Source organism: Achromobacter sp. 413638 (genome assembly GCF_043119405.1).
Taxonomy (GTDB): Bacteria; Pseudomonadota; Gammaproteobacteria; order Burkholderiales; family Burkholderiaceae_B; genus Achromobacter.
The window spans coordinates 91955-110435 of the sequence record NZ_JBICCO010000002.1 but is presented as its reverse complement, the minus strand read 5'-3'; the positions used below and the strand labels follow the sequence as shown (position 1 = coordinate 110435).

The window sequence follows — 18481 nt, the reverse complement described above, 5'->3', positions numbered from 1 at the left end:
ATTTGACCGCTTCGATGCGTCATCGGAGGAAGCGTGATTTCTCAAGAGCTTGAAGTCAGCCTGCATATGGCTTTCGTCGAGGCCCGTTCGGCCCGGCACGAATTCATCACCGTCGAGCATCTGCTGTTGTCCTTGCTCGACAATGCTTCGGCCGTCGAGGTTCTGCGCGCCTGCGCCGCGAACCTGGACGACCTGCGCCGCAACCTGCGCCAGTTCGTCTCGGAAAACACGCCCGTGATTCCCAGCGGCGCGGAAGTCGACACGCAGCCCACGCTGGGTTTCCAGCGCGTGATCCAGCGCGCGATCATGCATGTGTCGGCGGGCGGCACCGGCAAGAAACCCGTCACGGGCGCCAATGTGCTCGTCGCCATTTTCGGCGAAAAGGACTCGCACGCCGTCTATTACCTGCAACAGCAGGGCGTGACGCGCCTGGATGTGGTCAATTTCCTGTCGCATGGCATTACCAAACAGCCACAGGTGGAGTCCGCCGCCGTGCAGAAAGAGCAGCAGAGCAACGGGGAAGACCAGGGCGAATCGCGTCAGTCGCCGCTGGATCAGTATGCCAATGACCTGAACGCCGCCGCGCTGGCCGGCCGCATCGATCCCCTGATCGGACGCGAGCACGAGGTCGAGCGTGTCATCCAGGTGCTGTGCCGCCGCCGCAAGAACAACCCGCTGCTGGTCGGCGAGGCCGGCGTGGGCAAGACCGCCATCGCCGAGGGCCTGGCCTGGCGCATCACGCGCGGCGAAGTGCCCGAGATCCTGCAGGCCTCGCAGGTCTACGCGCTGGACATGGGCGCGCTGCTGGCCGGCACCAAGTACCGCGGCGATTTCGAGCAGCGCCTGAAGGGCGTGCTCAAGCAGATCCGCGGCAATCCCGACGCCATCCTGTTCATCGACGAAATCCACACGCTGATCGGCGCCGGCTCGGCCTCGGGCGGCACGCTGGACGCGTCCAATCTGCTCAAGCCGGCGCTGTCCTCGGGCCAGCTCAAGTGCATCGGCGCGACCACCTACACCGAATACCGCGGCGTCTTCGAGAAAGACCACGCGCTGTCGCGTCGATTCCAGAAGATCGACGTGCCCGAGCCCAGCGTCGAGCAGACCGTGCAGATCCTGCGCGGCCTGAAGAGCCGCTTCGAAGAGCATCACAACGTCCGCTATTCGTCGGCCGCGCTGTCGGCCGCCGCCGAACTGTCGGCGCGCTACATCAACGACCGCCACCTGCCGGACAAGGCCATCGACGTGATCGACGAGGCCGGCGCCGCGCAGCGCCTGCTGCCGCGCTCGCGCCAGAAGAAGGTGATCGGCAAGGTCGACATCGAAAACATCGTTTCCAAGATCGCGCGCATTCCGCCGCAGTCCGTCTCCAACGACGACCGCAGCAAGCTCGCCACGCTGGACCGCGACCTCAAGACCGTGGTGTTCGGCCAGGACAACGCCATCGAGGCGCTGTCGGCCGCGATCAAGATGGCGCGCTCGGGCCTGGGCAAGCCGGAAAAGCCGATCGGCGCCTTCCTGTTCTCCGGCCCCACCGGCGTGGGCAAGACCGAGGTCGCACGTCAGCTGGCCTTCACGCTGGGCGTGGAGCTGCTGCGCTTCGACATGTCGGAATACATGGAGCGCCATGCCGTGTCGCGCCTGATCGGCGCGCCGCCGGGATACGTGGGCTTCGACCAGGGCGGCCTGCTGACCGAGGCCATCACCAAGCAGCCGCATTGCGTGCTGCTGCTCGATGAAATCGAGAAGGCGCACCCGGATGTCTTCAACATCCTGCTGCAGGTGATGGACCATGGCACGTTGACCGACAACAACGGCCGCAAGGCGGACTTCCGCAACGTCATCCTCATCATGACGACCAACGCGGGCGCCGAGACCCTGAACCGTCCTTCCATCGGCTTCGCCAATTCGCGGGTGGTGGGCGACGAAATGGCGGAAATCCGCCGTATGTTCACGCCCGAGTTCCGCAACCGCCTGGACGCGATCATCCCCTTCGCCGCGCTGGACCGCGAAATCATCCTGCGCGTGGTCGACAAGTTCCTCATGCAGCTGGAAGACCAGTTGCACGAGCGTCGCGTCGAGGCCGTGTTCACCACGCGCCTGCGCGAGCACCTGGCCAAGGAAGGCTTCGATCCGCTCATGGGCGCGCGGCCCATGCAGCGCCTCATCCAGGACACCATCCGGCGCGCGCTGGCCGACGAGTTGCTGTTCGGCAAGCTGGTCGACGGCGGTTCGGTCACGGTGGATCTGGACGAGTCGGGCAAGGTCACGCTGGATTTCGAGGACAGCGGCAAGCCGCCCTCCTCGGACGCGCCCGACAAGCAGGAAGTCGAGCTGGTTGACTGATGGCCGCGGACAGCAGCCAGCCGCTGATCGAGTGCGAACACTGTGCCAGTATCTATCGCAGGCATGAGCTCGAACACGGCGAAACCGCCAGTTGCACCCGCTGCGGCTCCACCTTGTGGCGCTACAGCGGGCTGACCCTGTCCAATTGGTTGGCGCTGGCCATCACCGCGCTGATCATCTTCGGCATCGCCAACGCCTATCCCGTCGCATCCATGTCCGTCCAGGGCATGGTGCAGCAGGCCTCCTTGCTCGACGCTGTCGCCATCACCTGGCGGCAGGGCCACGAGATCGTCGCCGTGATGACCGGATTGTCCGGTTTCGTGCTCCCCTTGTTGCAGCTGTCCGTGCTGCTGTGGGTGCTGGGCCCCTTGTCGCAAGGGCGCGAACCGCGCGGGTTCCATCAAGCCATGCGCCTGCTGGGCCTGCTGCGGCCCTGGTGCATGGTGCCGGTGTTCCTGCTGGGCGTGCTGGTGGCGGTGGTGAAACTGGCCGGCATGGCCGATGTTTCGCCTGGCATCGGCCTGGCCGGTTTCGGCCTCCTGACCGTCCTGCTCACCATTTTGGGCCGCCTGTCGCCCCATGTGATCTGGCGGTACGCCGAGACGGCTGGCGTGGTGCCGGTGCATGTGCCGCGGACCGGGCCCGACAACGTGCTGACCGGCTGTCATGTCTGTGGACAGGTCCAGGCGCTGCCGCGCGATGGTGATCCCGAGGCCGACCATCACTGCGTGCGCTGCCATGCGTTGGTCCACTACCGCAAGCCGGATCATCGGGCGCGCAGCTGGGCGCTGCTGCTGGCCGCCGTGGTGTTCTACATTCCCGCCAACGTGCTGCCGGTGATGCAGGTGCGCTCGGTGCTGGGGGGCGGCGCGCACACGATCCTGGGCGGAGTGGTTGAACTCTGGGCCATGGGCTCCTGGGATATCGCGCTTATCGTCTTCATCGCCAGCGTGGCGGTGCCGCTGACCAAGCTGCTGGCGCTGGTGCTGCTGTTGCTCACCGAGCAGTGGGGCAGTTCCACCAACTTGCGGCCGCGCACGCGCCTGTATCAGATGGTTGAATTCATCGGGCAGTGGTCGATGCTGGACGTTTTTGTCGTTATATTGCTGGCCGCGTTGGCCGATTTCCAGGGATTGATGGAAATCAGCGCGGGCGGCGGAGCGGCGGCCTTCGGCGTCGTGGTCATCCTGACCATGCTGTCGGCCATGAGCTTCGATCTGCGCCGCAGCTGGGACCTGGAAGGTCATGCGGAGCTGGATGATGTACCGCAGGTCGCGGGTGGCCACAAGCCGCCGGCGGCGGCAGCCGAGCGCCAGGCATAGTCCCGGCGCGGCGCGCAACACAATAGGAAGAATCGATGTCCGAGCAAACTCCCGGCAAGGGCGACCCGCAGATCGCCGCGCCCACGATCACGCGCAAGCGCCAGAACCGGATTTCGTGGATCTGGCTGGTGCCCGTGGTCGCGGCCCTGATGGGCCTGTCGCTGGTCGTGCGGACCTGGTTGCAGGCCGGCACCGACATTTCCATCACCTTCAATTCGGCCGACGGGCTGGAAGTCGGCAAGACCCGCTTGCGCTACAAGGACGTGAACGTCGGCACGGTGAAGTCCATCGGCTTCAATGAAGATCGCAGCAAGGTGGTCGTGACGGCCGAGCTGGCCAAGGAAGTCTCCGATCTGGCGCGCGACGGCACCAATTTCTGGGTGGTCAAGCCGCGCCTGGACGTGAGCGGCGTATCCGGGCTGGGCACCTTGCTGTCCGGCGCCTATATCGGCGTGGACGCCATCGAAGGCAAGGGCAAGGCCAGCAAGGCCACCAAGCTGACGTTCGAAGGGCTGGAGATCCCGCCCGCCGTCACGCACGACCGGACCGGCAAGCGTTTCAAGCTCAAGGCGGATAACCTGGGCTCGCTGGATGTCGGTTCGCCGGTCTACTACCGCCGTATCAACGTCGGCCGGGTCATCGGGTACGAGCTCGACAAGAGCGGTGATTCGGTGAATATCGAGGTCTTCGTCGACGCGCCGAACGATGCGTTCGTGACCAGTGGCACGCGCTTCTGGAATTCCAGCGGCGTGGATTTCAGCGTCAATGCGGACGGGCTGAAGGTGCGCACGCAGTCGGTGGTGTCGCTGCTGGTGGGCGGCGTGGCGTTCGAGCCGGTCTACACGGCGCGCGGCGCCAACAAGCCGGCGCCGGCTGACGCCGAATTCGAACTCTATTCGACCGAGGCGCAGGCCAAGGCCAATCCGGATGGCGAGGCCTTCGATATACGCATGCGTTTTGACCAGTCGATCCGCGGCCTGGCCGTGGGCGCGCTGGTCGATTTCAGCGGCATCACGCTGGGCAATGTCACCGGCATCAACCTGGATTTCGACCCGGAGACCAAGCGCTTCTACTCGGTGGTCGACGCCACGCTCTATCCGGAACGCCTGGGCAGCGTCTACGAAGACGTCCGCGAGCTGGCCGATAAGGATGGTGACGTGGCCGGCAACCGGCTGCTGGGCGGCATGATCAAGCACGGGCTGCGCGCGCAGCTGCGTCCGGCGAACCTGTTGACGGGCCAGTTGTATGTGAACCTGGATGTGTTCCCCAATGCCAAGCCGGTGACGTTCAACCCGTCCGTGCCGGCGATCATTCCGACCGTGCCGGGTAACCTGGACCAGCTGCAGCAACAGCTCAGCAACATCGTCAACAAGATCGAGAAGATTCCGTTCGACAAAATCGGCGAGGACCTGCGCACCACGCTGGCCAGCACCTCCAGGCTGATGAACCGCCTGGACAAGCAGGTCGCGCCCGAGGCGCAAGGCATGCTGAAGCAGGCCAGGGACTCCATGGCCCGCATCAACGAGCTGCTGGCCTCCGACGGCTCGCTGCCGGTCAGCACCGAGCGCGCGCTGCAGGAACTGAACCGCGCGGCGCGTTCGCTGCGCTCGCTGGCGGACTTCCTGCAGGCCAATCCTGAAGCGCTGCTGCGAGGCCGCGGCGCCGATCCCATCCCGGGCTCTGGTCCGGTCAAGAACTGAAGATCATGAACATGACGCCCATGCCGTTCTTCCCGCGCATCGCCACGTCCGCCCTGGCGCTGGCCGCCGCTTTGGCGGGTTGCGCCTCGGCGCCCGTGCATTACTACACGCTGTCCGCGCCGGCTGGCACTGCATCTGCGCCGGCTGGCGCGCAGGCGGCGTACATGATCGACGTGTTGCCGGTCAGCGTGCCCACGCCGGCCGACCAGCCCCAGCTCATGGTGCGCAATGGCGACGGCAGCGTCTCGGCGCTGTATTCCGAGCGCTGGACCGCGCCGCTGGCCGACGAGGTCCGGGGCGCGCTGTCGGACGCGCTGCAGCGCGAGCTGGGCGCGCTGGACGTGCGCGTGGTGAAACCCGCGTCCAGCGCGGCGGTGTGGCGGGTGCAGACCGATGTGCAGCGGTTCGATCTGTCGCCCGGCGCGGCCCAATTGGACGCCACCTGGCGCGTCCGTCCCGTCAACCTGAAGGGCAGCGGGCTGATCTGCCGCACGGTGGTCGACGAGCCGGCATCGGGGCAGGGCGCCTCGGCGCTGGTCGCCGCGCAGCAGCGCGCCTTGTCCAAGCTGGCGGGCGTGATGGCGTCGGCCATCCGCGGTCGCCAGGCGCCGGACGGCGAAGGCGTGCGCAGTGTGGGCTGCGCGCCGCTGAAAGAGTGAATCCGGGGCCGGATCGCGGCCCGGAAACTGTCGCAATCTCAGATAGTTAACCTAGGGTTAACCTTAATATCTGACAGGTTGCAACCTGATTAGCATACGGTCCAACCATTTTCCGGGCTCCAGCAGGGGCCTGGTGACCCTTGCCATGCGACAGGAAGCAATCTCTTATGGCCAGCACGACCCTCGGCGTCAAAGTCGATGACGCACTGCGCGACCGCCTCAAGGCGGCCGCGCAAAAGCTCAACTGCACGCCGCATTGGCTGCACAAGCAGGCGATCCTCGCCTATCTGGACAGGATCGAGCGCGGCCACCTGCCCGCCGAGATGTCGCACCTGGGCGGCGAAGAGGGCGCCGAGGACGAGGCTGGCGAAGGCCAGGCCATCGTCACGCCGCCGTTCTACGAGTTCGGCCAGGATGTGCAGCCGCAATCGGTGCTGCGCGCCGCCATCACCGCCGCCTATCGCCGGCCCGAGCCGGAATGCGTGCCGCTGCTGCTGGGCCAGGCCCGCATGCCGAACCTGGACAAGATCCGCGCCATGGCCACCGACCTGGTGAAGAAGCTGCGCGGCAAGCGCACGGGCGGGGGCGTCGAGGGCCTGATCCAGGAATTCTCGCTGTCCAGCCAGGAAGGCGTGGCGCTGATGTGCCTGGCCGAAGCGCTGCTGCGTATTCCCGACCGCGCCACGCGTGACGCGCTGATCCGCGACAAGGTGTCGCGCGGCGACTGGAAGTCGCACATGGGCGGCTCGCAGTCCCTGTTCGTCAACGCCGCCACCTGGGGCCTGATGATCACCGGCAAGCTCGTGGCCGTGAACAGCGAGCAGTCGCTGTCCAAGGCGCTGACGCGCCTGATCGGCAAGGGCGGCGAGCCGCTGGTGCGCAAGGGCGTGAACATGGCCATGCGCATGATGGGCGAGCAGTTCGTGTCGGGCCAGACGATTTCCGAGGCGCTGGCCAACAATCGCAAGATGGAAGCGCGCGGCTTCCGCTATTCCTACGACATGCTGGGCGAGGCGGCCACCACGGCCGAGGACGCCGACCGCTATTACGCTTCCTACGAGCAGGCCATCCATGCCATCGGCAAGGCCGCCGCCGGCCGGGGTATCTATGAAGGCCCGGGCATTTCCATCAAGCTGTCGGCGCTGCATCCGCGCTATTCGCGCGCCCAGCGCGAACGCGTCATGGCCGAGCTGCTGCCGCGCGTGAAGGCGCTGACCGCGCTGGCGCGCAGCTACGACATCGGCCTGAACATCGACGCCGAGGAAGCCGACCGCCTGGAGATCTCGCTGGACCTGCTGGAGGCGCTGTGCTTCGCGCCCGAGCTGGACGGCTGGAACGGCATCGGCTTCGTGATCCAGGCCTACCAGAAGCGCGCGCCCTTCGTGATCGATTACGTGATCGACCTGGCGCGCCGCAGCCGCCATCGCGTGATGGTGCGGCTGGTCAAGGGCGCCTACTGGGACAGCGAGATCAAGCGCGCCCAGGTCGATGGCCTGGAAGGCTATCCGGTCTATACCCGCAAGATCTACACCGACGTGGCCTACCTGGCTTGCGCCCGCAAGCTGCTGGGCGCGCCCGAGGCCGTGTATCCGCAGTTCGCCACGCACAACGCCTACACGCTGTCGGCCATCTATCAGCTGGCCGGCCAGAACTACTACCCCGGTCAGTACGAGTTCCAGTGCCTGCACGGCATGGGCGAGCCGCTGTACGACGAAGTGGTCGGCCCGTTGGCGCAGGGCAAGCTGAACCGCCCGTGTCGCATCTATGCGCCGGTGGGCACGCACGAGACGCTGCTGGCCTATCTGGTGCGCCGCCTGCTGGAGAATGGCGCCAACACCTCGTTCGTGAACCTGATCGGCGACGAGAGCATTCCGGTCGAGCAGCTGGTGTCCGATCCGGTGGACGCCGCCTCGCGCGTCGTGCCGCTGGGCGCGCCGCACGAGAAGATCCCGCTGCCGCGCGAACTCTTCGGCAACCCGCAGGAAGGCGCGCGCGCCAACTCCGCCGGCCTGGACCTGAGCAACGAGCATCGCCTGGGATCGCTGTCGGCCGCGCTGCTGGCCAGCGCCGGCATGACCTGGCGCGCCGGCCCCATGCTGGGCGAGGGCGCCCAGGCCTGGGATGCGGCGCGCGCCGTCGAAGTGCGCAACCCGGCCAATCTGCGCGACCTGGTCGGCCACGTCGTCGAGGCCAATGGCGAGGAAGCCGAGGCCGCGCTGCGCATCGCGGCCAATGCCGCGCCCATCTGGCAATCGACGCCAGTGGCCGAGCGCGCGCAATGCCTGCGCCGCGCCGCGCAACTGCTGGAAGAGCAGATGCAGACGCTGCTGGGCCTGATCGTGCGCGAAGCCGGCAAGTCGTTGCCCAACGCCATCGCCGAGGTGCGCGAGGCCGTCGACTTCCTGCGCTACTACGCCGATCAGGCGTCGCGCGAGTTCGGCAACGACACGCACCGCCCGCTGGGCACCGTGCTGTGCATCAGCCCCTGGAACTTCCCGCTGGCCATCTTCACCGGCCAGGTCGCCGCCGCGCTGGCGGCCGGCAATACCGTGCTGGCCAAGCCCGCCGAGCAGACGCCGCTGATCGCGGCCCAGGCCATCGAGATCCTGCGCGCCGCCGGCGTGCCGGCTGGCGCCGTGCAACTGCTGCCCGGCCGTGGCGAGACCGTCGGCGCGCAGCTGGTGGCCAGCCCTGGCGTGCGCGGCGTCATGTTCACCGGCTCGACCGACGTGGCGCGCATCATCGCCCGCGCGCTGGCCGATCGCCTGGACGACGACGGCCACACCATTCCGCTGATCGCCGAGACCGGCGGCCAGAACGCGATGGTGGTGGATTCGTCGGCGCTGGCCGAGCAGGTCGTGTTCGACGTGCTCAGCTCGGCCTTCGATTCGGCCGGCCAGCGCTGCTCGGCGCTGCGCGTGCTGTGCATCCAGGAAGACAGCGCCGACCATGTGCTGACGATGCTGCGCGGCGCCATGCGCGAACTCAGCGTGGGCAATCCCGATCGCCTGTCGGTCGACGTGGGGCCGGTGATCGACGCCGAGGCCCGCAATGGCATCGTGCGCCACATCGACGCCATGCGCACCGCCGGCCGTCGCGTGGACCAGCTCGAACTCAATGGCGAATGCCGCCACGGCACTTTCGTGCCGCCGACCATTATCGAGATCGGCCATATCAGCGAACTGAAGCGCGAGATCTTCGGTCCGGTGCTGCATGTGGTGCGCTACAAGCGCGAGGAACTGGATGCGCTGCTGGAGGCCGTGAACGGCACCGGCTACGGCCTGACCTTCGGCGTGCATACCCGCATCGATGAAACCATCGCGCACGTGACGGGCCAGGTGCATGCCGGCAACGTCTACGTCAACCGCAACATCGTCGGCGCGGTGGTGGGCGTGCAGCCCTTCGGCGGCGAATGCCTGTCCGGCACCGGCCCCAAGGCCGGCGGCCCGCTGTACATGTACCGTCTGCTGGGCACGCGCCCGGCGGGCCTGCCGCCGGCGCTGGATCCGGCCGCGCCGCTGCCGCAGCGCATCGCGCTGCCCGGTCCCACGGGCGAGACCAACACCTATCTGGTCGAGCCGCGCGGCGCCGTGTATTGCGTGGCAGCCAGCGAGGCCGGAGCGCGCGCGCAATGGGCGGTGGCCCGGCAGACCGGCAACCATGCCTGGTTCGCCGATACGCCGGCCGCGCAGGCGCTGCTGTCCGGGCTGGATGCCGAGCAGCAGGGGCAGGCGGGCATCCTGGCCGATGCCGACGTCGACCACGCTGATTTCCAGGCGGTGCTGTTCGAGGGGGATGGCGACGCGCTGCGCGCGCTGAACCAGCGCATCGCCCAGCGCGCCGGTCCGATCCTGGCCGTGCACGGACTGACTTCGGACGCGCTGGCCGCGGGCGCGGCCTATGCGCCGGAGCGCCTGCTCGCCGAGCGTTCCGTCAGCGTCAACACGGCCGCTGCCGGCGGCAACGCCAGCCTGATGACGATCGGTTGAGGTGACTGGTGGGTAACCTTTGGGGGACCAAGGGTTATCTCCAATATCGAATGAGGTTGCACTCGAAGCAAAATCCGGTCGCACCTCAAATGGGGATGCCGCAAACCGGCATCCCCTTTCTGTAGAAAGCTGCAGGCGCCGATTCCGGAGAACCCGGCCGGCGTGGAAGTGAAAAAACGAAAGCCGGGCTATCGGCCCAGGTTATAACAGGCCATAAATCCGACATACCGGAGGACCCATATGAAGTTCCGCACCACTTTGAAGCTTCTCTCGGCCAGCATCGCCGCCGTCGGCATGGCCGCCGCCGCGCAGGCCGCCGACATCAAGCTCGGCTTTGCCGCGCCGCTGACCGGTCCGCAGTCGCATTACGGCGAGGACATGCAGAACGGCCTGAACCTGGCGCTGGAAGAAGCCAACCAGAAGGGCATCCAGATCGACGGCAAGCCCGCCAAGTTCGTGCTGGTGTCGCGCGATGACCAGGCCGACCCGCGCGTGGGCGTGCAGGTCGCGCAGCAACTGGTCGACGAAAGCGTCGTCGGCATCCTGGGCCACTTCAACTCGGGCACCACCATTCCCGCTTCGCGCGTCTACCACGAAGCCGGCCTGCCGCAGATCGCCATGGCGACCTCGCCCGAGTACACCAAGCAGGGCTACGAAACCACCTTCCGCATGATGACCAGCGACACCCAGCAGGGCGCCGCGGTCGGCAAGTTCATGGTGCAGAGCCTGAAGGCCAAGAAGGTCGCCATCATCGACGACCGCACCGCCTACGGCCAGGGCTTGGCCGACGAGGTCGAGAAGGCCGTCAAGGCCGCCGGCGGCCAGATCGTGCGCCGCGAGTACACCACCGACAAGGCCAACGACTTCACGGCCATCCTGACCAACATCAAGGGCTCGGCGCCCGACGCCATCTTCTACGGCGGCCTGGATGCGCAGTCCGGCCCGATGAAGCGCCAGCTGGCCACGCTCGGCCTGAAGGCGCCGCTGGTCTCGGGTGAAATGACCCGCAGCGACACCTTCATCAAGCTGGCCGGCGACGCCGCCGACGGCACCTACGCCTCGCTGGCCGGCGTGCCGCTGGACAAGATGGCCGCGGGCAAGGACTTCGAGCAGCGCTATCAGGCCCGCTTCAAGAAGGCGCCTGGCGTCTACGCGCCCTACGCCTATGACGGCGCGTGGAACATGATCACCGCCATCGAACAGGCCGGTTCGGCCAAGCCCGAGAAGTACCTGCCGGCGCTGGCCAAGCTGAGCCGCAAGGGCGCCACCAGCGAGAACATCGCCTACGACAAGAACGGCGATCTGAAGGAAATCTCGGTCACCATCTACGAAGTCAAGAACGGCAAGTGGGAGATGGTTGAAACGATGGTCAGCCAGGCCAACTAAGGCCGGATGATCGAGGCGGAAGGCGCTCCCCGCGCCCTCCGCCCGCTTTGCACCGGCAGCGCCGCCAGGCGCTGCCGCGCGCAGCCCGGCACGGGGCTTCCAATGCTCCTCCCGCGCGGCTCGCGCGATTTTTTCCAGGCTTATTCTGCGGCCCCTATGGATATCTTCATTCAACAACTGATTAACGGCGTCACGCTGGGCAGCGTGTACGCTTTGGTCGCCCTGGGCTACACCATGGTGTACGGCATCATCGGGCTGATCAACTTCGCGCACGGCGACGTGGTCATGATCGGCGCCATGGCGGCGACGACGATCGCGATCTCGCTGGTCGGCGGCGATCCCTCGGCCTCGGCCTTCGTGGTGCTGGGCCTGGGCCTGCTGGTGTCGGTGCCGCTGTGCATGGCGATCGGCTGGACCGCCGAACGCGTGGCCTACCGGCCGCTGCGCCGCGCGCCGCGCCTGGCGGCGCTGATCACCGCCATCGGCGTGTCCATCATCCTGCAGAACGTGGCGATGATGGGCTGGGGCCGCAATTACCTGAACTTCCCGCAAGTGCTCGCGCCGCGGGTGTTCGAGATCTTCGGCGCGCGCATCAGCACGCTGCAGATCGCCATCGTGGTCATCGCCGCGCTCATCATGGGCGGGCTGCTGGCCGTGGTGCACAAGACCCGCCTGGGCACGGCCATGCGCGCCACCGCGCAGAACCGCGAAGTGGCCGGCCTGATGGGCGTGAACATCAACACCGTCATCTCGGCCGCCTTCCTGATCGGTTCGGCGCTGGCCGCCGTGGCTGGCATGATGGTCGCCACGTATTACGGCGTGTCGCAGTACACCATGGGCTTCATGCTGGGCCTGAAGGCTTTCACCGCGGCCGTGCTGGGCGGCATCGGCAACCTGGTCGGCGCGATGGCCGGCGGCCTGTTGCTGGGCATCATCGAATCGCTGGGCGCCGGCTATATCGGCGACCTGACCGGCGGCTTCCTGGGCAGCCACTATCAAGACGTGTTCGCTTTCTTCGTGCTGGTGCTGGTGCTGATCTTCCGCCCCTCCGGCCTCCTGGGCGAGCGCGTGGGGGACCGCGCATGAACGCGACCATGAAAAAGAGCGGGCTTTCCACCCGCAACCTGATCGGCATCGCGCTGATCGGCATCGTGCTGGCGGTGCTGCCCTTCGTGATCGGCATGGCCGGCCAGAGCTGGGTACGCATCCTGAACTTCGCGCTGCTGTACGTGATGCTGTCGCTGGGCCTGAACATCGTGGTGGGCTTCGCCGGCCTGCTGGACCTGGGCTATATCGCGTTCTACGCGGTAGGCGCCTATGCCTGGGCCATGCTGGCCTCGCCGCACTTCGGCCTGCACCTGCCGTTCTGGGCGATCCTGCCGATCGCGCTGGCGGTGGCCTGCCTGTTCGGCGTGCTGCTGGGGGCGCCCACCCTCAAGCTGCGCGGCGACTACCTGGCCATCGTGACCTTGGGCTTCGGCGAGATCATCCGCATCTTCCTGAACAACCTGAACTCGCCGGTCAACATCACCAACGGTCCGCAGGGCATCAACCGCATCGACACCTTCAAGGTGGGCGAGTTCGCGTTCGGTCGCACCGAAACGCTGATGGGCATACGCTTCACCGGCCCGGAAAAGTACTACTACCTGCTGCTGGCGCTGACGCTGATCATCGTGGTGGTGTGCCTGCGCCTGCAGAACTCGCGCATCGGCCGCGCCTGGGAAGCCATCCGCGAGGACGAGATCGCGGCCAAGGCCATGGGCATCAACACCCGCAACATCAAGCTGCTGGCCTTCGCCATGGGCGCGTCCTTCGGCGGCGTGGCCGGCGCGCTGTTCGCCTCGATGCAGGGCTTCGTCAGTCCCGAGAGCTTCTCGCTGATGGAATCCATCTCCATCCTGTGCATGGTCGTGCTGGGCGGCATGGGCCATATCCCGGGCGTGATCCTGGGCGCCATCATCCTGGCGGGCCTGCCCGAGTTCCTGCGCGCTGTGGTCGAACCGGCGCAGCACATGCTGTTCGGCGCCGTGGTGCTGGATCCGGAAGGCATCCGCATGCTGTTGTTCGGCCTGGCCATGGTCTGCGTGATGCTGTTCCGCCCGGCCGGCCTGTGGCCGTCCGCCGTGCGCAAGCGCGAACTGTCCAGCAAGGCCCAAGGAGATGCCGCATGAGCAAACTGCTGCAAGCCCAGGGACTGGGCAAACGCTTCGGCGGCCTGCAAGCCTTGTCGGACGTCAGCTTCGACATCGAGCAGGGCGAGATCTACGGCCTGATCGGCCCCAACGGCGCGGGCAAGACCACGCTGTTCAACGTGCTGACCGGCCTGTATATCCCGGAGGACGGCTCCTGCACCTTCAATGGTCAGTCCATGTCGGGCAAGAAGCCGCATGAAGTGGCCTATGCCGGCCTGGCGCGCACGTTCCAGAACATCCGCCTGTTCGCCAACCTGAGCGCGATCGAGAACGTCATGATCGGCCGCCACATGCGTACCCGCGCCGGCGTGCTCGGCGCCGTGCTGCGCACTCGCGGCGCGCGCGCCGAAGAGGCCGCCATCGAGGCGCGCGCCCAGGAACTGCTGGAATACGTGGGCATCGGCCATCGCGCCAACGACGTGGCGCGTTCGCTGCCCTACGGCGACCAGCGCCGCCTGGAGATCGCGCGCGCGTTGGCCACCGAGCCGAAGCTGCTGGCGCTGGACGAACCCGCCGCCGGCATGAACGCCTCGGAAACGGTGGTGCTGCGCAAGCTGATCGAGAAGATCCGCGACGACGGCATCACCGTGTTGCTGATCGAGCACGACATGAAGCTGGTCATGGGCCTGTGCGACCGCGTGCTGGTGCTGGAATACGGCAAGGTGCTGGCCATGGGCAAGCCCGCCCAGGTGCAGCGCGATCCCAAGGTCATCGAAGCGTATCTGGGCGCGGGCGCGGCCCAGGATCCGCTGATTCATCAGGAGCGCCAGGCATGACGACGGTATCCCAACCCCTACTCGAATTGCGCGGCCTGCAGGTCGCCTATGGCGGCATCCGCGCGGTGCGCGGCATCGACCTGCGGGTCGACGAAGGCGAGCTGGTCTGCCTGATCGGCGCCAACGGCGCCGGCAAGAGCACCACGTTGCGCGCCATCTGCGGACTGGTGCCGCTGGCCGGCGGCGAAGTCGTCTATGGCGGCAAGTCCATCGGCGGCCAGAAGTCGCACGAGCTGGTGCGCCAGGGACTGGTGATGGTGCCGGAAGGCCGGGGCATCTTCGGCCAGCTGACCATCGAGGAAAACCTCGCCATGGGCGGCTACGTGCGCCGCGACGCGGCCCAGATCCGCCAGGACACGGACCGCGTCTTCACGCTGTTCCCGCGCCTGGCCGAGCGCCGCAAGCAGGCGGCCGGCACCTTGTCCGGCGGCGAGCAGCAGATGGTGGCCATGGGCCGCGCGATGATCGCGCGTCCCAAGCTGCTGTTGCTGGACGAACCCTCGATGGGACTGGCGCCGCTGATGGTGGAAAAGGTCTTCGAGGTGGTGCGCACCATCGCCAGCGAAGGCGTCACCATCCTGCTGATCGAGCAGAACGCGCGCCTGGCGCTGGAGAACAGTCATCGCGGCTACGTGATGGAATCGGGCGAGATCATCCTGTCCGGCAAGTCGGGCGACATGCTGCACGATCCCAAGGTGCGGGCGGCCTACCTGGGTGAAGTCGAAGAACACGCCTGAGCCCGAGGTTCGGTGCGTGAAAAAGCCGGCGCGAGAGGATCGCGCCGGCTTTTTTTTCATCGCCAGGCGGGGAGAGGGCGGATGCCCGGACTCATGCCGGCGGGGGCTGGAACAGACCGCGCAGCACGGCGATCAGGATGTCGCCGGCGGACGCCGCGCCATACAGCGCATGATCGATGGCCTGGCTGCGCGCCAGGGCCATGAGGCTGCCGGCCAATTCCTCGGCGGGAACGGGCGGCGTCCGTCCTGCGAGCGCGAACAATCGTTCCAGCAATTGCGCGTAGATCCGTCGCTGGTCCGCCATCAGCGCGGCGTAGGCCCGGCCGAATTCCGGATTGCGCGCGGCCAGCAGTTGCAGCTCGGTCGCGAGCAGGGCCTGGGAGGCATCCATGCCGAAATCGCGCGCCCAGTGCTCCAGCGCCTCGAAGGCCTTGCCGAAGTCCTGGCCCGCCGTGGCCACCGAGCCTGTGATGCGTTCGGCTTCCTGCGCCTTGTGCTGGCGCAGCAGGTCCAGCAGCAGGTCTTCCTTGCTCTGGAAATTGGAGTAGAAGGCGCCTTGGGTATAGCCGGCCTCCCTGGCGATATCGCGCACGGTGGTGGATGCGAAGCCGCGCTCGGCGACTTGCTTGCAGGCCGCGGCGATCAGGCGCTGGCGCGTCTGTTCCTGGCTTTCTTCACGTGTCAGGCGGGGGTGTGGCATTTTAAATATCGATAGATATCTGGATTGACTGATTTTGCCGGATGAGGATACCATCTGCTATTTAAATATCATTTGATATCTGAAAAGGGCGCATCCTGGACCTGGGCGCGCGCCCAATCACCCCGGAGAGATCGCTACATGCACCACCAAGACCATCAGGCGCCGTCACAGGCTGGCGCCGTGCGCAACCAGGGTGTCCAGGCACAGGAGCCCCGGGCCCGGCCCATCCGGCAGGCCTTCGTCACCGGCGCCACGGGCCTGCTGGGCAACAACCTGGTGCGCGAACTGGCGGCGCGCGGCATCGCGGTGCGGGCGCTGGCCAGATCCGTGGACAAGGCGCGCCAGCAGTTCGCGGATCTGCCGCAGGTGCAGGTGGTGAAGGGCGACATGGGCGAGGTCGGCGCCTTCGCTGCCGCGCTGGCCGGCTGCGATGTGGTGTTTCATGCCGCCGCCCATTTCCGTGACAGCTACAAGGGCGGCCGCCACTGGGACGAACTGCGGCGCATCAACGTGGACGGCACGGCGGCGCTGATTGCCGCGGCGCATGCCGCGGGCGTGCGTCGATTCGTGCATACATCCTCGATTGCCGTGCTCGACGGACCGCCCGGCACGCTGATCGATGAAACCTGCGACCGCCTGCCCGCCGATGCTGACGACTACTACCGCAGCAAGATACTGGCCGACGACGCGGTGCGCGCGTTCCTGCGCCTGCATCCCGATATGCACGCGTGTTTCGTTCTGCCGGGCTGGATGTGGGGGCCGGGCGATATCGGGCCGACCTCGGCGGGGCAACTGGTCAATGACGTGGCGCGCGGCAAGCTGCCGGGGCTGGTGCCCGGCAGTTTCTCGGTGGTCGATGCCCGCGACGTGGCGCTGGCCCAGATTGCCGCGGCCGAACGTGGTCGCCGGGGCGAACGCTATCTGGCGGCCGGGCGCCACATGGAAATGGGGGAACTGATCCCGCTGCTGGGGCAGGTGGCCGGAATTCCCGTGCCGACGCGCAAGCTGCCGCTGTCCTTGCTGTACGCGCTGGCGGCCATTCAGGAAGTCTATGCGCGCATCACGGGCAAGCCGGTGCTGCTGGGGCTGGCGACGGTGCGACTGATGGCGCGCGAGGCGGGGCGGACCCGCTTCAATCCGGCCAAGAGCGAGCACGAACTGGGCCTGCATTTTCGTCCGCTGGCGCAGACGCTGGCCGATACCGTGGGCTGGTATCGCCAGCATGGCTGGTTCTGAACGGGTAGCCAGGGCCGTGCCCCCGGGCGCGGCCCTGGCGTGCCAGCGCGATGCTCAGGCGGGCGCCGTCGCGATGCGCCTCCTGCCTATCATCAGCGCGATGAACGCCGCGACGATGCCGGTCATGCCGGCCAGCACGAAGGCCGTCAGGTAGCTGCCTTGCGACTGCCGCACGAAGCCGGCCATCCAGGCCGCGCTGGCCGCGCCCAGCTGGTGGCCGGCGACGATCCAGCCGAACACGATCGAAGCGTCGCGCTCGCCGAAGGCTTCGGTGGTCAGGCGCAGCGTGGGCGGCACGGTGGCGATCCAGTCCAGGCCGAAGAAGATGGCGAAGATCGACAGGCTGTAGAACGAGAAGTCGGAATAGGGCAGGTAGATCAGCGACAGCCCGCGCAGCCCGTAATACACGAACAGCAGCTTGCGCGGATCGTAGCGGTCGGTAAGCCAGCCCGAAGCGGTGGTGCCGACCAGATCGAAGACGCCCATCAGCGCCAGCAGGCCGGCGGCCTGCACTTCGGGCATGCCATGATCGCCGCAGAGCGCGATCAGGTGCGTGCCGACCAGGCCGTTGGTGGTGAAGCCGCAGATGAAGAACGTGGCGAACAGGAACCAGAACGTGCGCGTGCGTGCGGCCCGGCCCAGCGCACCGAAGGTGGCGGCGATCATGCCGGTGCGCGGCGCGGCCGGCGCCGGCGGCGAGGCGGGATCGCTGCCGTAAGGCACCAGTCCGACCTGCGCGGGCCGGTCCGGCACCAGCCACCAGGCCAGCGGCACCAGGGCCGCCGCGGCCGCGGCCACGGCCCAGACCACGCGGGTCCAGTCGCCGGAGGAAGCCAGCGCGGCCAGGGCAGGCAGGAACACCAGCGTGCCGGTCGCGGCGCTGGCGGTCAGCAGGCCCATCACCAGTCCGCGATGGGCGCTGAACCAGCGATTCACGACCGTGGCGCCCAGCACGATGGCGACCGCGCCCGAGCTGATGCCCGAGAACACGCCCCAGCTCAGCAGCAGGTGCCAGGGTTCGGTCATATAGGCGCTGGCCGCGCTGGACGCGGCCATCAGGCTCAGCGCGCCAATGAGCACCCGGCGCAGGCCGAAGTGTTCCATCGCGGCGGCGGCGAAGGGACCGACCAGTCCATAGAGGAAGATCCCCAGCGCGGCGGCGAATGAAATCGAGCTGCGGCTCCAGCCGAAGGATTCCTCCAGCGGCACCAGCAGCACGCTGGGCGTGGACCGCAGGCCGGCCGACACCAGCAGCGACAGGAAGATCACCGCGACGACCACGAAGGCGTACCGCTGGCCGGCGCGGCGGAACGGGAATGGGGGGTGGGGTATACTCATGTTACTGACCGGTACGTGTTGAGATGTGCGAATCGTACGTACCGGTTAGTAACGCCGTCAAGTTGTTTTTGCGCGACCGGGCGGCCCTTCTTTGCACAGG

Annotated in this window: 13 protein-coding genes; 11 read left to right on the top strand and 2 right to left on the bottom strand. The window is 67.2% G+C overall.

Annotation, left to right across the window (positions count from 1 at the left end; translation table 11 throughout):
* Positions 1-33 precede the first annotated feature (33 nt).
* The 10 genes from clpA (at position 34) to ACEU5R_RS01645 (ending at position 15107) form a co-directional block, all read left to right on the top strand.
* On the top strand, positions 34-2346 hold the full coding sequence (clpA, locus tag ACEU5R_RS01690; RefSeq protein WP_103275149.1) for an ATP-dependent Clp protease ATP-binding subunit ClpA: 2313 nt from the start codon (positions 34-36) through the stop codon (positions 2344-2346).
* Positions 2346-3668: a paraquat-inducible protein A gene (locus tag ACEU5R_RS01685; protein ID WP_392408910.1), complete on the top strand. Its 1323-nt coding sequence runs from the start codon at positions 2346-2348 to the stop codon at positions 3666-3668. Before clpA ends, ACEU5R_RS01685 begins: the two co-directional genes overlap by 1 nt.
* A gap of 35 nt (positions 3669-3703) precedes the next feature.
* Positions 3704-5368 carry an intermembrane transport protein PqiB gene (locus tag ACEU5R_RS01680; protein WP_392408909.1) on the top strand — a complete coding sequence of 555 codons (1665 nt, stop codon included), beginning with the start codon at positions 3704-3706 and terminating at the stop codon, positions 5366-5368.
* A gap of 5 nt (positions 5369-5373) precedes the next feature.
* Positions 5374-6027 carry a membrane integrity-associated transporter subunit PqiC gene (locus tag ACEU5R_RS01675; RefSeq protein WP_392408908.1) on the top strand — a complete coding sequence of 218 codons (654 nt, stop codon included), beginning with the start codon at positions 5374-5376 and terminating at the stop codon, positions 6025-6027.
* Positions 6028-6194: 167 nt separating this feature from the next.
* On the top strand, positions 6195-10016 hold the full coding sequence (gene putA / locus ACEU5R_RS01670; RefSeq protein ID WP_392408907.1) for a trifunctional transcriptional regulator/proline dehydrogenase/L-glutamate gamma-semialdehyde dehydrogenase: 3822 nt from the start codon (positions 6195-6197) through the stop codon (positions 10014-10016).
* 240 nt (positions 10017-10256) lie between these two features.
* A complete protein-coding gene (locus tag ACEU5R_RS01665) occupies positions 10257-11402 on the top strand; it encodes a branched-chain amino acid ABC transporter substrate-binding protein (RefSeq protein ID WP_103275145.1) in 1146 nt (381 codons plus the stop codon).
* A 6-nt stretch (positions 11403-11408) separates the two neighbouring features.
* On the top strand, positions 11409-12488 hold the full coding sequence (locus tag ACEU5R_RS01660) for a branched-chain amino acid ABC transporter permease (protein ID WP_369869698.1): 1080 nt from the start codon (positions 11409-11411) through the stop codon (positions 12486-12488).
* The gene (locus tag ACEU5R_RS01655) at positions 12485-13573 is read left to right on the top strand and encodes an ABC transporter ATP-binding protein (protein WP_103275143.1); all 1089 of its coding nucleotides are present in this window, start codon (positions 12485-12487) and stop codon (positions 13571-13573) included. Before ACEU5R_RS01660 ends, ACEU5R_RS01655 begins: the two co-directional genes overlap by 4 nt.
* Positions 13570-14370 (top strand): ABC transporter ATP-binding protein, encoded by an 801-nt coding sequence (locus ACEU5R_RS01650; protein ID WP_103275142.1) that lies wholly within the window; start codon positions 13570-13572, stop codon positions 14368-14370. Before ACEU5R_RS01655 ends, ACEU5R_RS01650 begins: the two co-directional genes overlap by 4 nt.
* Complete coding sequence (locus ACEU5R_RS01645; RefSeq protein WP_103275141.1) at positions 14367-15107, top strand: ABC transporter ATP-binding protein; 741 nt, start codon at positions 14367-14369, stop codon at positions 15105-15107. The genes ACEU5R_RS01650 and ACEU5R_RS01645 overlap by 4 nt, the downstream gene beginning before the upstream one ends.
* Positions 15108-15198: 91 nt before the next feature.
* Here ACEU5R_RS01645 and ACEU5R_RS01640 read toward each other — a convergent pair whose 3' ends face one another.
* Positions 15199-15807, bottom strand: a complete 609-nt coding sequence (locus ACEU5R_RS01640; RefSeq protein ID WP_158658448.1) for a TetR/AcrR family transcriptional regulator — start codon at positions 15805-15807, stop codon at positions 15199-15201.
* A gap of 138 nt (positions 15808-15945) precedes the next feature.
* Between ACEU5R_RS01640 and ACEU5R_RS01635 the strand changes: the two genes are divergently transcribed.
* Positions 15946-17043 carry an SDR family oxidoreductase gene (locus ACEU5R_RS01635; RefSeq protein ID WP_392408906.1) on the top strand — a complete coding sequence of 366 codons (1098 nt, stop codon included), beginning with the start codon at positions 15946-15948 and terminating at the stop codon, positions 17041-17043.
* A 54-nt stretch (positions 17044-17097) separates the two neighbouring features.
* Here ACEU5R_RS01635 and ACEU5R_RS01630 read toward each other — a convergent pair whose 3' ends face one another.
* Complete coding sequence (locus ACEU5R_RS01630) at positions 17098-18381, bottom strand: MFS transporter (protein WP_103275139.1); 1284 nt, start codon at positions 18379-18381, stop codon at positions 17098-17100.
* Between the last annotated feature and the right edge of the window lie 100 nt (positions 18382-18481).

Bases quoted from the DNA above. Each gene is read 5' to 3' on its own strand.
- ACEU5R_RS01685 (WP_392408910.1), top strand. From the start codon at position 2,346: ATGGCCGCGGACAGCAGCCAGCCGCTGATCGAGTGCGAACACTGTGCC.
- ACEU5R_RS01680 (WP_392408909.1), top strand. From the start codon at position 3,704: ATGTCCGAGCAAACTCCCGGCAAGGGCGACCCGCAGATCGCCGCGCCC.
- ACEU5R_RS01675 (WP_392408908.1), top strand. From the start codon at position 5,374: ATGAACATGACGCCCATGCCGTTCTTCCCGCGCATCGCCACGTCCGCC.
- putA (WP_392408907.1), top strand. From the start codon at position 6,195: ATGGCCAGCACGACCCTCGGCGTCAAAGTCGATGACGCACTGCGCGAC.
- ACEU5R_RS01665 (WP_103275145.1), top strand. From the start codon at position 10,257: ATGAAGTTCCGCACCACTTTGAAGCTTCTCTCGGCCAGCATCGCCGCC.
- ACEU5R_RS01660 (WP_369869698.1), top strand. From the start codon at position 11,409: ATGATCGAGGCGGAAGGCGCTCCCCGCGCCCTCCGCCCGCTTTGCACC.
- ACEU5R_RS01655 (WP_103275143.1), top strand. From the start codon at position 12,485: ATGAACGCGACCATGAAAAAGAGCGGGCTTTCCACCCGCAACCTGATC.
- ACEU5R_RS01650 (WP_103275142.1), top strand. From the start codon at position 13,570: ATGAGCAAACTGCTGCAAGCCCAGGGACTGGGCAAACGCTTCGGCGGC.
- ACEU5R_RS01645 (WP_103275141.1), top strand. From the start codon at position 14,367: ATGACGACGGTATCCCAACCCCTACTCGAATTGCGCGGCCTGCAGGTC.
- ACEU5R_RS01640 (WP_158658448.1), bottom strand. From the start codon at position 15,807: ATGCCACACCCCCGCCTGACACGTGAAGAAAGCCAGGAACAGACGCGC.
- ACEU5R_RS01635 (WP_392408906.1), top strand. From the start codon at position 15,946: ATGCACCACCAAGACCATCAGGCGCCGTCACAGGCTGGCGCCGTGCGC.
- ACEU5R_RS01630 (WP_103275139.1), bottom strand. From the start codon at position 18,381: ATGAGTATACCCCACCCCCCATTCCCGTTCCGCCGCGCCGGCCAGCGG.